This window comes from Pseudomonas sp. GCEP-101 (assembly GCF_025133575.1).
In the GTDB taxonomy this organism is placed as follows: Bacteria; Pseudomonadota; Gammaproteobacteria; order Pseudomonadales; family Pseudomonadaceae; genus Pseudomonas; species Pseudomonas nitroreducens_B.
Map to the genome: position 1 here is coordinate 5,881,958 of NZ_CP104011.1, position 14,956 is coordinate 5,896,913.

At 66.4% G+C, this 14,956-nt stretch carries 12 protein-coding genes and 1 pseudogene; 9 read left to right on the top strand and 4 right to left on the bottom strand.

The window, feature by feature from the left end; translation table 11 throughout:
- Positions 1-232: 232 nt before the first annotated feature.
- The 3 genes from N0B71_RS26495 (at position 233) to htpX (ending at position 2,961) form a co-directional block, all read left to right on the top strand.
- Positions 233-1,444 (top strand): pyridoxal phosphate-dependent aminotransferase, encoded by a 1,212-nt coding sequence (locus N0B71_RS26495; protein ID WP_259755988.1) that lies wholly within the window; start codon positions 233-235, stop codon positions 1,442-1,444.
- A gap of 28 nt (positions 1,445-1,472) precedes the next feature.
- Positions 1,473-1,913 (top strand): hypothetical protein, encoded by a 441-nt coding sequence (locus tag N0B71_RS26500; RefSeq protein WP_259755990.1) that lies wholly within the window; start codon positions 1,473-1,475, stop codon positions 1,911-1,913.
- A 172-nt stretch (positions 1,914-2,085) separates the two neighbouring features.
- A complete protein-coding gene (htpX, locus tag N0B71_RS26505; protein ID WP_054909673.1) occupies positions 2,086-2,961 on the top strand; it encodes a protease HtpX in 876 nt (291 codons plus the stop codon).
- 56 nt (positions 2,962-3,017) lie between these two features.
- Here the strand turns inward: htpX and N0B71_RS26510 are convergent, their stop codons facing one another.
- Together N0B71_RS26510 and N0B71_RS26515 are read right to left on the bottom strand one after the other, a co-directional pair.
- Positions 3,018-3,674 (bottom strand): thiopurine S-methyltransferase, encoded by a 657-nt coding sequence (locus tag N0B71_RS26510; protein WP_259755992.1) that lies wholly within the window; start codon positions 3,672-3,674, stop codon positions 3,018-3,020.
- 10 nt (positions 3,675-3,684) lie between these two features.
- A complete protein-coding gene (locus N0B71_RS26515) occupies positions 3,685-3,879 on the bottom strand; it encodes a hypothetical protein (protein ID WP_259755994.1) in 195 nt (64 codons plus the stop codon).
- A gap of 251 nt (positions 3,880-4,130) precedes the next feature.
- On the opposite strand from N0B71_RS26515, the gene N0B71_RS26520 reads away from it, so the two are divergent.
- Positions 4,131-4,901, top strand: a complete 771-nt coding sequence (locus N0B71_RS26520; RefSeq protein ID WP_259755996.1) for a DODA-type extradiol aromatic ring-opening family dioxygenase — start codon at positions 4,131-4,133, stop codon at positions 4,899-4,901.
- A gap of 175 nt (positions 4,902-5,076) precedes the next feature.
- Here N0B71_RS26520 and N0B71_RS26525 read toward each other — a convergent pair.
- Positions 5,077-6,809, bottom strand: a pseudogene (locus N0B71_RS26525) (DEAD/DEAH box helicase).
- Between the two features lie 303 nt (positions 6,810-7,112).
- Here N0B71_RS26525 and N0B71_RS26530 point away from each other — a divergent pair.
- The 3 genes from N0B71_RS26530 to N0B71_RS26540 all read left to right on the top strand — a co-directional run bounded on the left by N0B71_RS26530 (position 7,113) and on the right by N0B71_RS26540 (position 11,485).
- Positions 7,113-7,904, top strand: a complete 792-nt coding sequence (locus N0B71_RS26530; RefSeq protein WP_259755997.1) for a crotonase/enoyl-CoA hydratase family protein — start codon at positions 7,113-7,115, stop codon at positions 7,902-7,904.
- Between the two features lie 256 nt (positions 7,905-8,160).
- Positions 8,161-9,732 (top strand): collagen-like triple helix repeat-containing protein, encoded by a 1,572-nt coding sequence (locus tag N0B71_RS26535; protein ID WP_259755998.1) that lies wholly within the window; start codon positions 8,161-8,163, stop codon positions 9,730-9,732.
- Between the two features lie 85 nt (positions 9,733-9,817).
- Positions 9,818-11,485, top strand: coding sequence for a ShlB/FhaC/HecB family hemolysin secretion/activation protein (locus N0B71_RS26540; protein WP_259756000.1), 1,668 nt, complete (start codon positions 9,818-9,820; stop codon positions 11,483-11,485).
- Positions 11,486-11,504: 19 nt separating this feature from the next.
- On the opposite strand, the gene N0B71_RS26545 is transcribed toward N0B71_RS26540, so the two are convergent.
- Complete coding sequence (locus tag N0B71_RS26545) at positions 11,505-12,251, bottom strand: spermidine synthase (RefSeq protein ID WP_259759684.1); 747 nt, start codon at positions 12,249-12,251, stop codon at positions 11,505-11,507.
- Between the two features lie 457 nt (positions 12,252-12,708).
- Here N0B71_RS26545 and N0B71_RS26550 point away from each other — a divergent pair, with 457 nt between their 5' ends.
- Positions 12,709-14,055 carry a class II 3-deoxy-7-phosphoheptulonate synthase gene (locus tag N0B71_RS26550; RefSeq protein ID WP_259756001.1) on the top strand — a complete coding sequence of 449 codons (1,347 nt, stop codon included), beginning with the start codon at positions 12,709-12,711 and terminating at the stop codon, positions 14,053-14,055.
- A 132-nt stretch (positions 14,056-14,187) separates the two neighbouring features.
- Entirely contained in the window at positions 14,188-14,949 is a 762-nt protein-coding gene (locus N0B71_RS26555; protein WP_259756003.1) for a M48 family metalloprotease, read from the top strand.
- The last annotated feature ends 7 nt before the right edge of the window (positions 14,950-14,956 follow it).

Sequence of the window (14,956 nt, forward strand, 5' to 3'; positions counted from 1 at the left end):
CACGTATGATGCGCGTGGTTAACGTCAGGTTCAGAATCTGCCGCACAGAGACGTTCTCGCGATAGAAAAGCCTTAAAAACTCTACCTTTTCGAGAAATACACTGTTTTCCTGCCGATTTTCAGGATCGATACCAGGGAAAAGCACTTCCGAACCCACTATTTGACGCCAGTCTGTCACCCGCGTTACAGCCTGCCAAGTCGCCGGCCGCGGACTATTTCGGAATTCCAGATCATGCAGGTCACCAAATCGAACAAGCTCGCCAACGTCTGCTATGACATCCGCGGGCCCGTGCTCAAGCATGCCAAGCGCCTGGAAGAGGAAGGCCACCGCATCCTCAAGCTGAACATCGGCAACCCGGCGCCGTTCGGTTTCGAGGCGCCGGACGAAATCCTCCAGGACGTCATCCGCAACCTGCCCACCGCCCAGGGCTACAGCGACTCCAAGGGCCTGTTCAGCGCGCGCAAGGCGGTGATGCAGTACTACCAGCAGAAGCAGGTGGAAGGCGTCGGCATCGAGGACATCTACCTGGGCAACGGCGTATCCGAGCTGATCGTCATGGCCCTGCAGGCGCTGCTCAACAACGGTGACGAGGTGCTGATCCCGGCGCCGGACTACCCGCTGTGGACCGCCTCGGTCGCCCTCTCCGGTGGCAAGCCGGTGCATTACCTGTGCGACGAGCAGGCCGGCTGGTTCCCCGACGTTGCCGACATGAAGGCGAAGATCACCAGCAACACCAAGGCCCTGGTGCTGATCAACCCGAACAACCCCACCGGCGCGGTCTACTCCAAGGAAGTGCTGCTGGACATCGTCGAACTGGCGCGCCAGCACAACCTGGTGATCTTCTCCGACGAGATCTACGACAAGATCCTCTACGACGAGGCCCAGCACATCTCCACCGCGTCCCTGGCGCCGGACGTGCTCTGCCTGACCTTCAACGGCCTGTCCAAGTCCTACCGCGTGGCCGGCTTCCGTTCGGGCTGGATCGCCATTTCCGGTCCCAAGCACAAGGCGCAGAGCTACATCGAGGGCCTGGATATCCTGGCCAACATGCGCCTGTGCGCCAACGTGCCGAGCCAGCACGCCATCCAGACCGCGCTGGGCGGCTACCAGAGCATCAATGACCTGGTGCTGCCGGGCGGCCGCCTGCTGGAACAGCGCAACCGCGCCTGGGAACTGCTCAACGACATCCCCGGCGTCAGCTGCGTCAAACCCATGGGCGCGCTCTACGCCTTCCCGCGCATCGACCCGAAGGTCTGCCCGATCCACAACGACGAGAAATTCGTCCTCGACCTACTCCTGTCCGAGAAGTTGCTCATCGTTCAGGGCACCGCGTTCAACTGGCCCTGGCCGGATCACTTCCGGGTCGTTACCCTGCCCCGTGTCGATGACCTGGAACAGGCCATCGGGCGCATCGGCAACTTCCTGAAAAGCTATCGCCAATAACTCATCGCTAGTGAACCCCAGCGCATCAATGGACCTGCAGATCGACGATTTCTACAAGGACGCCGCCTCGGGCCTGCTGACGCTCTACCAGGCCTTCCCGCGCAAGATCGCCCTCTATGTCGAGGACCTGATCGGCCGGGAAGAGCCTGACGAGTTCGGCCTGCCCAGTACGCGCCACCAGAGTTGCCTGGGCGCGTTGCTGTGGCTGGCCGACGAAGGCTACCTGCGCTTCGAAGCGACCATTCGCTACGAGGCGCTGGACCAGGCCGTGCTCAGCGAAAAGGCCTTCATGCGCCTGACCCGCATCGTCCCCCACGCCGTGCGCGACGGCGAGGAACTGCCGCCCAGCGTGCGCCGTGACCAGGCCACGCTGGCCAACCAGCTGCGCGAGGCGCTGGCCGCCCGGCACGGGGAGCGCATCGCGCGGCTGACCCGTCTACTCTTCGAGAGCGAGCCCGGCCGCCTGTAATCCGGGCAGGCGACACAAGTTGAAATAGTCCCCGAGTTGAATCGCCTGGGGGCCAACCGTATATACCCCGCATACTATTCAGCGATCCCGTGCGCTACTGTGCCCGGCGATCCGGAAAGCCGCGTTCCCAGGCGGTTTTCCCCAATGTCACCGTGAGGAGAAGCTTTACGCCATGATGCGCATCCTGTTGTTCCTGGCCACCAACCTGGCAGTTCTGGTGATCGCCAGCATCACCCTGAAACTGCTCGGCGTGGACCGTTTCACCGGCCAGAATTACGGTAGCCTTCTGATTTTCTGCGCCGTGTTCGGCTTCGCCGGCTCCCTGGTTTCGCTGTTCATCTCCAAGTGGATGGCGAAGATGAGCACCGGCACCGAGATCATCAGCCAACCGCGCACCCGCCACGAACAGTGGCTGCTGCAGACCGTCGAAGAACTGTCCCGCGAAGCCGGCATCAAGATGCCGGAAGTGGGCATCTTCCCTGCCTACGAGGCCAACGCCTTCGCCACCGGCTGGAACCGCAACGACGCACTGGTCGCGGTCAGCCAGGGCCTGCTCGAGCGCTTCTCGCCTGAAGAGGTGAAAGCCGTGCTGGCCCACGAGATCGGCCACGTGGCCAATGGCGACATGGTCACCCTGGCGCTGATCCAGGGCGTGGTGAACACCTTCGTGATGTTCTTCGCGCGCATCTTCGGCAACTTCGTCGACAAGGTGATCCTGAAGAACGAAGACGGCCCGGGCATCGGCTACTTCGTCGCGACCATCTTCGCCGAACTGGTCCTGGGTATCCTCGCCAGCATCATCGTCATGTGGTTCTCGCGCAAACGCGAATACCGTGCCGACGAAGCCGGCGCCCGCCTGGCCAGCACCGGCGCGATGATCGCCGCGCTGCAACGCCTGCGCGCCGAACAGGGCGTACCGGTGCAGATGCCGGACTCGCTGCAGGCCTTCGGCATCAACGGCAACCTCAAGCACGGCCTGGCTGGCCTGTTCATGAGCCACCCGCCGCTGGAAGACCGTATCGAAGCCCTGCGCGCCGCTGGCCGCTGAGTTTCAAGGCAATAAAAAAGGGCGGCCCATGGGCCGCCCTTTTTCATGCCTGCGACTCAGCCGCGACGCAGCGCGAACACCACCTCGTCCAGATGGCCGACGCCACGCTTGAGGAACTTCGGGTTCTCCGCCAGCACGTCGAGGCGCTCCACCTCTTCCACGCTCCACGCCGGGGCAAACAACCCGCGCACCTCCTCCGCCAGCACGGCGAACGGCGGGCCGTCCATTTCCGCCTGCGGGTATTCCAGGCTGACCAGCAACCCCCGCGCCTGCTGCGGCAGGATGCGCTGCAGATGCGCCGCGTAGGCCGTGCGCAGGTCCGGTGGCAGGGCGATCAGCGCGGCGCGGTCATACAGCCCGCTGCAGCCCGCCACCTGCTCGGCGCTCACGTCGAAGAAGTCGCCCTGGAGAATCTCCAGGCGCTCGTAGCTGTAGCGGCGCAGCGCGCCCTCCGTGCTGACCTGCGGGGTCACCCCCAGCTCGGCGAAGAAGTCCACGGCGGCACGCTCGGCCAGTTCGACACCCAGCACGCGGTACCCCCACTGCGCCAGCCAGAGCATGTCCAGGCTCTTGCCGCACAGAGGCACCAGGACCTGCGAATCCTCGGGCAGCCCGAGGTTCGGCCAGTGCCGTTGCAAGCCCGGATTCACCGCCTGCTGATGGAAACCGATTTCATTGCGCGCCCAGCGCGCCTGCCAGAATTCATGTTGCATAATCACCTGCTCATACACTGCGCAACGCGCGGGGCAGCAGCCAGCGCCACCAGGCGCCGCGCCGCTCGCGCTGACTCTCTCCGGCGTCGAGGATTTTCAGCCGCACCTGGTCACCGCGAACCCGCTGCACGCAGATCTCGGTGCCATCCTCCAGACGGAGGCAGTCGCCGATTTCGAGCATTAGGATTTGTTCGACTTGCTGCATAGCTGAATTCGCCATTCGCTTCGGAAATTTCCGCAAACTCTAACGCATCGTCCGACTGACATCCCGGCGAAGTGCTCTATGGCGCTCCACTCCCTGAGTCTGGAACCGAGTTGGCACTTCTGCCGGGAAGCAATCGGGGTATCAAACCCGGCAAATTCATCGATATTTACGATCATTACTTTCAAAAACCTATACTGGTTTTCGATCTTTAGCCGCGTGAACATAGAGGCATCCCCGTAGCGAGGTTCGCCATGCTCCCTGCCCTGTTCATCTCCCACGGCTCCCCCATGCTGGCCCTGGACCCCGGCGCCAGCGAGGCGCCGCTCAAGCGCCTGGCGCACGAACTGCCGCGCCCGAACGCCATCCTGGTGGTTTCCGCCCACTGGGAAACCCCTGACCTGCGCGTCACCGCCTCTCCCCAGCCAGACACCTGGCACGACTTCTATGGCTTCCCGCCGGAGCTGTATGCCGTGCAATACCCGGCCAAAGGCTCGCCGGAGCTGGCCCAGCGCGTCGTCGACCTGCTGGCCGAGGACGGCCTACCGGCCAGCCTCGATGCGGAGCGCCCGCTCGACCACGGCGCCTGGGTGCCGCTGAGCCTGATGTACCCGGCTGCCGACATCCCCGTCGTGCAACTGTCGTTGCCCAGCCGCCTGGGTGCGGCCATGCAGCAGCGCATCGGCCATGCCCTGCGTGCCCTGCGCGAGGAAGGCATCCTGCTGATCGGTTCCGGCAGCATCACCCACAACCTGGGCGAACTGGACTGGCATGCCGGCCCCGAGGTCATCACCCCCTGGGCGAAGGTCTTCCGCGACTGGATGGTGGCCCGCCTGCAGGCCGACGACGAAGCCGCCCTGCTCGACTATCGCCAGCAGGCGCCCCACGCGGTACGCAACCACCCACGCGACGAACACCTGCTGCCGCTGTACTTCGCCCGCGGGGCCGGCGGCCCGGCGATGACGGTGGAGCACGCCGGCTTCACCCTCGGCGCGCTGGGAATGGACATCTACCGCTTCGGCTGAGCACCACCTGTGGGAGCGAGCTTGTCTCGCGAACAAATTCCCGGCAGCGACGTCATCAAGCGGTTCGCGAGCAAGCTCGCTCCTACAGAAAGCGGCCAGGTGCCGAAGGGATTTTCCCCGGAAACGAAAAAGCCCCGCCAAGGCGGGGCTTTTTCATGGGCTGGAGACTGACGAATCAGTCTTCGCGGTAGCGGCGCAGGCGCAGGGCCTTGCCGGCGACGCGGGTGTCCTTGAGCCTGGTCAGCAAACGGTCGAGGTTCTCTTCCGGCAGCTCGATCAGGCTGAAGGTCTCGCGGATCTGGATGCGGCCGATGGCCTCGCGGGACAGGCCGCCCTCGTTGAGGATGGCGCCCAGCAGGTTCTTCGCCTGCACGCCGTCACGGGCGCCCAGGGCGGTACGGCAACGGGCCTTGCCTTCCGACGGCGGAGCCAAGGTGCGGGGTGCGCCGCTGCGCTCCGGACGGTCGCCGCGCTCGGGGCGATCGCCACGTTCGCTGCGCTCGTAACGGTCGCTGCGCTCACGCGGGGCGGCCGGGGTCAGCGGCTGTTCGCGGCGGACCGATTCCAGGTCCAGCGCCTTGCCTTCGGTCAGCTTGGCCAGCAGCACGGCGGCCAGGGTGTCCATGTCGGTACCCAGGCGACGGCACAGCTCGTCGCGCACGGCGCCACGGCTGGCAACTGCGTTGGCCAGCAGCGGTTGCAGGCCGGTGGCCAGGCGGTTCAGGCGGGCTTCGAGCACGGTGTCGGCGTCCGGCAGGCGAACTTCGCCGACCTTCTGACCGGTCACACGCTCGATCACCTGCAGCATGCGGCGCTCACGCGGGGTCACCAGCAGCAGGGCGCGGCCTTCACGACCGGCACGGCCGGTACGGCCGATACGGTGTACGTAGGATTCCGGATCGTAGGGCATGTCCACGTTCAGGACGTGGGTGATGCGCGCCACGTCGAGGCCGCGGGCGGCGACGTCGGTGGCGATGACGATGTCCAGCGAGCCGTCCTTCAGGGATTCGATCACGCGCTCACGCTGGGCCTGCGGCATGTCGCCGTTCAGCGCGGCGGCACGGTAGCCCTGGCGCTCGAGCAGCTCGGCGATGTCCAGGGTGGCCTGCTTGGTGCGGACGAAGCCGATCAGCGCGTCGAACTGCTCGACTTCCAGCAGACGCAGGATCGAGGCCGGCTTCTGGTCGGCGTGAACCATCAGGTGCGCCTGCTCGATGCGGGCGACGGTCTGGGTCTTGGCAGCGATGCGGACGTGCTTGGGCTCTTTCAGGTGGCGCTCGGCGATGCTGCGGATCGAGGCCGGCAGGGTCGCGGAGAACAGCACGCTCTGGCGGCTGGCCGGCATGGCTTCGAAGATCACTTCGAGGTCATCCATGAAGCCGAGCTTGAGCATTTCGTCCGCTTCGTCGAGCACCAGGCTCTTGACGGTGGACAGCAGGTTTTCGTCGCGACGCAGGTGGTCGCACAGGCGGCCCGGCGTGGCGACCACGACCTGGGCGCCCTGGCGCAGCGCCTTGAGCTGCGGGCCCATGGGCGCGCCGCCGTAGACGGCAATGACGCCGACGCCCGGCATCTGCTTGGAATAGGTTTCGAACGCGGTCGCAACCTGCAGGGCCAGCTCGCGGGTCGGCACCAGCACCAGTACCTGCGGTACGCGGCGGCTCGGGTCGATCTGCGACAGCATCGGCAGCGCAAAGGCAGCGGTCTTGCCGGTCCCGGTCTGGGCCTGGCCGATCATGTCGTGGCCTTCGAGGATCACCGGGATCGACTGGGCCTGGATCGGCGAGGGCTCTTCATAACCGACAGCGGCGATGGCAGCGAGAACATTGGGGTGAAGACCGAGCGCGGCGAAGCCGGCGGTTTCCTGGGTCATGGGTTTTGCCTCTAAATACATCCGCAAAGACCCAAGAGCCGAGCTGCGCATGCCCTGTACGACAATGAAGTCACCCAGGCAGCTGGAAGCGGGGATTTGCGAAATGAAGATTGGAAGAATGCGTCAAGGAAGTCCGCACTGCGGACACATAGACCGAGCGTGAAGCTGCGGAAAAATGCGGGATCCGAAACGAGGCCAGCGTTTGGCCGGCGCGTATCATACCGGAAAATCCTGACCAATGTGTTTCTTTTCGGAACATGGCCGGCGAACGGTCATTGCGTAGACAATCCCGCCACTGCCGGCTATACCCTGCTGGCCACCTGTCCGGAGCCCTACCGATGACCGCCAGCAGCGAACCGCGCATCACCGTCGAACGCCAGGACCACGTCCTGCTGCTAGGGCTGAACCGGGTCGAAAAGCGCAACGCCTTCGACCTGGACATGCTCACCCAACTGGTCCAGGCCTTTGGCGACTACGAGCGGGACGATGACCTGCGCTGCGCGCTGGTGTTCGCCCACGGCGACCACTTCACCGCCGGCCTGGACCTGGCCAACATCGGCGAGACCTTCCGCACCGGCTGGACCATGCCGGAAGGCTCGGCCGACCCGTGGGGCACATTCGGCGGCCGACGCCTGACCAAACCGTTGCTGGTGGCCGCGCAAGGCTACTGCTTCACCCTGGGTATCGAGCTGATGCTGGCCGCCGACATCAACCTGTGCGCCAGCAACGCGCGCTTCGCCCAGCTCGAAGTGCAGCGCGGCATCTTCCCCTTTGGCGGCGCCACCCTGCGCATGCACCAGGTGGCCGGCTGGGGCAACGCAATGCGCTGGTTGCTCACCGGCGACCCGTTCGATGCCCACGAGGCCTACCGCATCGGCCTGGTGCAGGAAGTCACCGCGCCGGAGGAACTGATGCCCCGCGCCCTGTGGCTGGCCAAGCGGGTCGCCGCCCAGGCGCCGCTGGGCATCCGCGCTACCCTGGCGTCGGCGCGCCGCAGCCTGGACGAAGGTGAGGAAGCGGCGGCGCGGCTGCTGCCCGCCATGGCCAGCGAACTGCTTTCCACCGAGGATGCGCAGGAAGGTTTGAACGCCATGCTCGAGCGCCGCGAAGGCCGATTCCAGGGCAAATGAGCGCCCGCGCAAAACGCAAACGGAACGCTCGTGCGAAAAGCGCTATATCCAAGGTATTAGAAATACTGGCAAAACGGTCTTAATTCTTTAGTTTTCCCTTCAAAATCAGATAGTTATTTTTCACAAAACGACTATATACAAGTTCCAATTTCGCGCCTGAAAACAAACCTCTAGAACTGACTCCAGAGCAGCTCAGTGGCTCGCCGGATACCGACCGGGACGCACGCTGACTGACGTTCTCATGGAGGAATTCGATATGTCTGGCCCGATCCGCGTTTTCGCACTTTCCCTTCTCGTTGTTGCCCTGTCGCTGCAAGGTTGCAGCAGCCACGGTGGTAGCAGTCACCACCGATCTTCCGATAGCAGCTCCACCGATGACGGCTCAGGCTCGGGTGGCAGCGGCGGCAGTGGTAGCGGCGGCGATGGCTCCGGCGGCGGAACCGACGGCAGCGGTGGCACTGGCGGCACCGGTGGCACGGGCGGGACGGGCGGCACCGATGGAACAGGCGGTACCGGCGGGACTGGCGGCACCGGAGGCACCGGAGGAACCGGTGGCAATGGCGGTGGCGACGGCACGGGCGGCGGCGAAACTCCCGGCGGTGGCACCACGCCCCCGGCCAGCACTACCGGCAACATCCTGACCAATACCGGCGAAGCCGTCTCCAATGTCGGCGACACCGTGAGCACCGTGGGCGGCGTGGTGAAGAACGTCGACCTGCCGATTCTGGGCGATGGCGTCACCCAGAATGCCGGCACCCTGATCCAGGAAGTCGGCGCGGGCGTCGACAGCGTCGGCACCGGCGTCACCAATGGCCTCGGCCAGCTTGGCAACAACCCCAACGCCCTGGGCACCACCGTCGCCGGCGCCACCGGTCTGGTCAGCCATACCGGTGGTGCGGTCAGCAGCCTGGGCGACACCGTGGCCGCCATCGGCGATGCACCGGTGCTGGCCAATACCCCGCTCAACGGCCTGACCGGCCAGGTGGGCGGCCTGGTGGACGGCGTTGGCGGCCAGATCACCATGCTCGGCGACTCCCTCAGCGGCGCGGTCACCACCGGCCCGCTGAGCCAGCTCACCACCCAGCTCAGCGGCACCACCGCCGGCCTGGTGGGCACGGTGGAAGGCACCACCCGGAGCGTCGGCTCCGTCACCGGCCTTGGCACCCCGGTGAACAACCTGTTGACCACCGTCGGCGGCGTTGTGACCCAGACAGGCAACCAGGTCGCCACGGCGAATCCCGCCCTGGCCCCGGTCGGCGGAGTCGTCAGCGATGTGGGTCAGGCAGTCAGCGCCACCGGCGGCCTGGTCAATGGCAGCACCGCCGGCGGCGGCCTGCTCGGCAGTGTGACCGGCTCGCTGGGCGGCGCCACCGGTAGCACCAACCCGGTGGGCGGCGTGGTCAGCGGCGTGACCGGCGCGGTCGGCGGCCTCACCGGCTCGCTGGGCGGCGCCACTGGCAGCACCAATCCCGTGGGCGGCGTGGTGAGTGGCGTGACCGGCGCCGTGGGCGGCCTGACCGGCTCGCTGAGCGGCGCGACCGGCGGCAGCAACCCGGTAGGCGGCCTGGTCAACGGCGTCACTGGCACCCTGAGCGGCGTGACCAGCGGCCTCACCGGTAGCGGCGGCCTGGTGGCCGGGGCAGGCGTAGGCGTGGGCAGCACCACCCAGGGTTCCGGGGTGGCGGTCGGCGCCGGCGCCGGTACGACTGGCGGTACCAGCGGTCAGGGAGGCCTGCTGGGCAATACGCTGGGCGCCGTGGGTGGCGCGCTGGGTGGTGTGACCGGCGGACTGGGTGGTGGATTGGCGATCGGTACGCCCAAGCAATAATCCGAATTACACCCATACTGTGATAACCAGGAGCCACCCACGGCTCCTGGTCCTTTTATCGAAGTCGGTCTCATGGAGGAGCCAGATGCGCAAACTCGCTGTCCTGCCCCTGTTGTTGGCTGCACCTTTCGCCTGGGCCGAGCGCCCGATCCAGCTTCCCGGCTCCGATATCGAACAGACACTCCCCCGCCCCAACCTCCCCACCGGCGACCTTCGCCCCACCGCCCCCAAGGTCAAGGCGCCCGAACCCTCGGCCAGCCAGCCCGGACAAATCCTCCAGCAACGCGTCCGCATCAAGCGCATCGAGCTGGCCGGCGGCAAGCACTACCCCGTCGACACCTGGAAACCCCTGCTGGAGCCGCTGACCAAGCGCACCATCCAGGTCAGCGAACTGGTGGCCGCCGCCAAGGCCATCACCCAGCGCTACCAGGACAACGGCTACTTCATCTCCTTCGCCTACGTGCCCAACCAGGACTTCCGCAACGGCGTCGCGCGGATCGTGCTGGTCGAAGGCCACATCACCCAGGTCCGCTCCGCCGGTGACCTGGGCGTGCACCAGATGCGCGTGGACCGCTGGATCGAGAAGCTCAAGGCGGAGAAGCCGCTGACCCGCGAGAGCTTCGAGCGCTTCAGCGTGCTGATGAGCCGGGTACCCGGCATGCAGATGGCCATGGCGCTCAACCCGCCCACCACCAACGACGGCGGCGCCGTGCTGGAGCTGGCCGGCAAGCAGAAGCGCTTCGATACCGGCATGAACCTCGATTCCCGGCGCGGCGAGCAGCGCGGGCTGTTCAACGCCGAGGTGATGTCCCTGCTCGGCTGGGGCGAGCAACTGCAATTCAGCTACCTCTACCCGCCGGGCGACGATCACGAGTACTACCGCGCCTGGAACTACAGCCAGCTGCTGGGCGACAACGGCCTGCAACTGCTGGCCGGCTACAGCAAGTACAACTCCCGCCCGGGCGAGAACCTGCGCCTGGCCAGCGGCCTGGAGTTCGAACGCAAGCGGCAGAACGAGCGGGTCAGCGCCGGCCTGGGGATTCCCCTGGTGCTGCGCCGCGACCTGACCTGGGACCTCAACCTGCGCGGCTACACGGTCAACGACACCAGCACCTACGACCTGGTCTACCCGGCCATCCCCTTCCGCATCGAGCAGAAGAGCAAGCTGCGCGTGGTGGGCATTGAAAGCGTCGTCCAGCAGTTCGCCGAGAAGCGCGTGCGCGCCGGCAGCGTGGCGGTGTACCAGGGGCTCAACGGCATGGGCGCGGAGGCGCCGGAGCCGATCAAGAAGAATTTCACCCGCCTGCTCGGCTACGGCGCGCAACAGGACAAGTTCGGCTCCAACTGGCAGGGCGTGGTGACCGCCGCCTTCCAGTGGAGCGACGACGTGCTGCCCGATTCCGAGCAGGTCACCTATGGCGGCGCCAATTTCGGCCGCGGCTATCCGGACGACCAGGCCAGCGGCGACAAGGGCTGGGGCGCCTCCTACGAGGTGAACTACTCGTTCCTGCGGCAGAGCACGGTGCTCAACCAGATCCAGCCCTACTTCGTCGTCGACACCGCGCGCACGCGCTACAACCAGGACGGCCTGATCGAGAACAAGCTCGGCTCGGCGGCGCTGGGCGTACGCTTCTCCGACCGCAAGCACTACCTGGTGTCGATGGAAGTGGCCAAACCGTTCGGCGACCGCCCGGCTGACAACAACGAGCGCAGCCCGCGGCTGAACTTCGCCTTCAGCTACCAGATTCCCTGAGGTTGCCCTCGGTGCCGGGTCACTGCGCGGGCCGCAGTGACTCGATGTAGGTGCGCAGCGAGTAGCCCAGCGTCGGTTCGAGCTGGCCGACGCGCTTCTTCAGGCCGCGCAGGTTCAGCTCCTGGTCCAGTGCGGCGGGCACGAAGACGATCACGTTGCCCTCCGGCACCGGGCATTCCCAATAGTGCCGGTTGAAGCGCCCGCGCAGCAGCGCGGCGCCCAGCGGCCGGCCATCGTCGGTGCTCCACTGGTTGATCACCAGCCAGCCGCCCGGCCGCAGCCGCTCGCGGCAGGCACCCAGGAAATCCCAGCCGATGTGCGCCGGCGCAGGTCCGGTGTCGGTATACAGGTCGAGGAAGATCAGGTCCGCCGGCTCGCACCCGGCCAGCTCCTGCACCGCATCGCCGATGCGCAGGTTCAGCCGCTCGTCTTCCACCAGCCCCAGGTGTTCGCGGGCCAGGTGTGGAATCGACGGGCGCAGCTCGATGGCCTCCACCTCTTCCAGCGGCAGGTACTTCAGGCAGGCCTGGGTCAGGCTGCCGGCACCAAAACCGAGGAACAGCGCGCGGCGCGGGCGCGAATGGCACAGCGCGCCGACCAGCATGGCGCGGGAGTAGTCGTACTCCAGCCAGCTCGGGTCGCCCATCAGCACGCAACTCTGCTCGACCTCGTCGCCGAATTCCAGGTAGCGGAAGGCGCCGCTTTCCACCACGCGGATCACGCCGAAGTCATCGTGTTCCTCGACGATCAGCCGCTCTTCGCCCAGCGGCGCGTCGCTCAGCAGCTCCTCGCTCACGGCCGGCTCCGGGCAGGCACGGCGGTGACAATGCAGCCCGCCGACAGCGGCGAACGGCACGGATTGCCATTGAAATACAGGGGCTCGCCCACGCAATAATCCTTCGAATCAAGACGGCCAACCACCACCGGGTCGGCAAAGCCGCAAGAATAACAGCCCACGAGGCACAACCGAGCATGCGCCAGCGCAACGCCCTTCGCGATTCCACCCAGCGGCACCCATTCCCCTCGACCTTCCCCACCCAGTGCGCCCCGGCGTACTGCGCGGGCGGCTGATCGCACGCCCGGTTTCGCCGGCCTGCCTTGCGCCACCCCAGCGTTCCCCTGGACACGGACGTCCCCCCTCTTTGCCCGGCAGCCAGCCGCGCGCGGCCAAGGCCGAGCTGATACCATCGGCGGATACCGTCCACAGCCGCGAAGATCCGCCGATGAGCCTGCCCTGGAGCCCCGATAGCTGGAGAAGCAAGCCGATCCAGCAACAGCCCGCCTACCCCGATGCCAACCGCGTGAGCGAGGTGGAGCGCACCCTGGCCAGCTTCCCGCCGCTGGTGTTCGCCGGCGAGGCCCGCGAGCTGCGCCGGCAGTTCGCCGAGGTCACCGCGGGCCGCGCCTTCCTGCTGCAGGGCGGCGACTGCGCCGAGAGCTTCGCCGAATTCTCCGCGGCGAAGATCCGCGACACCTTCAAGGTGCTGCTGCAGATGGCCGTGGTGATGACCTTCGCCGCCGGTTGCCCGGTGGTGAAGGTCGGGCGCATGGCCGGGCAATTCGCCAAGCCGCGCTCCTCCGGCGATGAGACCATCGGCGGCGTGACCCTGCCGGCCTACCGCGGCGACATCGTCAACGGCATCGGCTTCGACGAGAAGAGCCGTGTGCCGGACCCGGAGCGCCTGCTGCAGGCCTACCACCAGTCCACCGCCTCGCTGAACCTGCTGCGCGCCTTCGCCAACGGCGGCTTCGCCGACCTGCACCAGGTGCACCAGTGGAACCTCGATTTCATCGCCAACTCGGCGCTGTCCGAGCGCTACCAGCAACTGGCCGACCGCATCGACGAGACCCTCGCCTTCATGCGCGCCTGCGGGCTGGACACCGCGCCGCAGCTGCGCGAGACCAGCTTCTTCACCGCCCACGAGGCGCTCCTGCTGAACTACGAGGAAGCCTTCATCCGCCGCGACAGCCTCACCGGCGGCTGGTACGACTGCTCGGCGCACATGCTGTGGATCGGCGACCGCACCCGCCAGCTCGATGGGGCCCACGTGGAGATGCTGCGCGGCGTCGGCAACCCCATCGGCGTGAAGGTCGGCCCGAGCATGGACAGCGAGGAGCTGATCCGCCTGATCGACATCCTCAACCCGGACAACGACCCCGGCCGCCTCAACCTCATCGTGCGCATGGGCGCGGACAAGGTCGGCGACGGCCTGCCGCGCCTGATCCAGACCGTGCAGCGCGAAGGCAAGCAGGTGCTGTGGAGTTCCGACCCCATGCACGGCAATACCATCAAGGCTTCCAGCGGCTACAAGACCCGCGATTTCGCGCGCATCCTCGCCGAGGTCCGGCAGTTCTTCGAGGTGCACCAGGCCGAAGGCAGCTACGCCGGCGGCATCCACATCGAGATGACCGGACAGAACGTCACCGAGTGCATCGGCGGCGCGCGGCCGATCACCGAGGACGGCCTGAGCGATCGCTACCACACCCATTGCGATCCGCGCCTGAATGCCGACCAGTCGCTGGAACTGGCGTTCCTCATTGCGGAAACGCTGAAGCAGGTTCGGCGCTGAATCCGACACAGCGCTCAGACCCGTCCTAAAGCCACTTCCCTTGGTTGACGCTCCCGGGATGTCTTCCTAGAGTGACCGCCCTTTTCGGGGGGCGCCCGCCTCCCACGGATTTCGTCAACCAAGGAAGAAACCATGACCCTCCACCGTTCCCTGCTCGCCCTGCTCATCGGTGCCAGCGCCGCCCTCGCCGGCTGCCAGAACATGAACACCGACAACCTCGTGCAATCGGGCATGCTGGCCATGAAAGCCGCCACCCTGAGCGACGCCGAGATCAAGCAGGTCGCCGACGAAGCCTGCGCCAAGCAGGACGCCGAAGCCACCATCGCTCCCGCCTCCAGCGCCTACACCAAGCGCCTGGACAAGATCGCCGCCGCCCTGGGCAACCCGCTCAGCGGCACCAGCGTCAACTACAAGGTCTACCTCACCAGCGACGTCAACGCCTTCGCCATGGCCAACGGCTGCGTGCGCGTGTACTCCGGCCTGATGGACCTGATGAACGACAACGAAGTGGAAGGCGTGCTCGGCCACGAGATCGGCCACGTCGCCCTCGGCCACGTGAAGAAGGCCACCCAGACCGCCTACGCCACCGCCGCCGCGCGCACCGCTGCCTCGGCCGCCGGCAACAGCGCCGTCGCCGCCCTGTCGCAGTCGCAGCTGGGCGAAATCGGCGAAGCCCTGGTCAACGCGCAGTTCTCCCAGTCCCAGGAATCGGCCGCGGACGACTACTCCTTCGACCTGCTGAAGAAGCGCGGCATCGCCCTCGAAGGCCTGGCCAGCGCCTTCGACAAGCTGGCCAAGCTCAGCGGTGGCAAGGAAAGCAGCATGTTCGACTCGCACCCTGGCTCGCAGCAGCGCGCCGACCACATCCGCCAGCGCATCGCCAGCGGCAAGTGATCCCAGG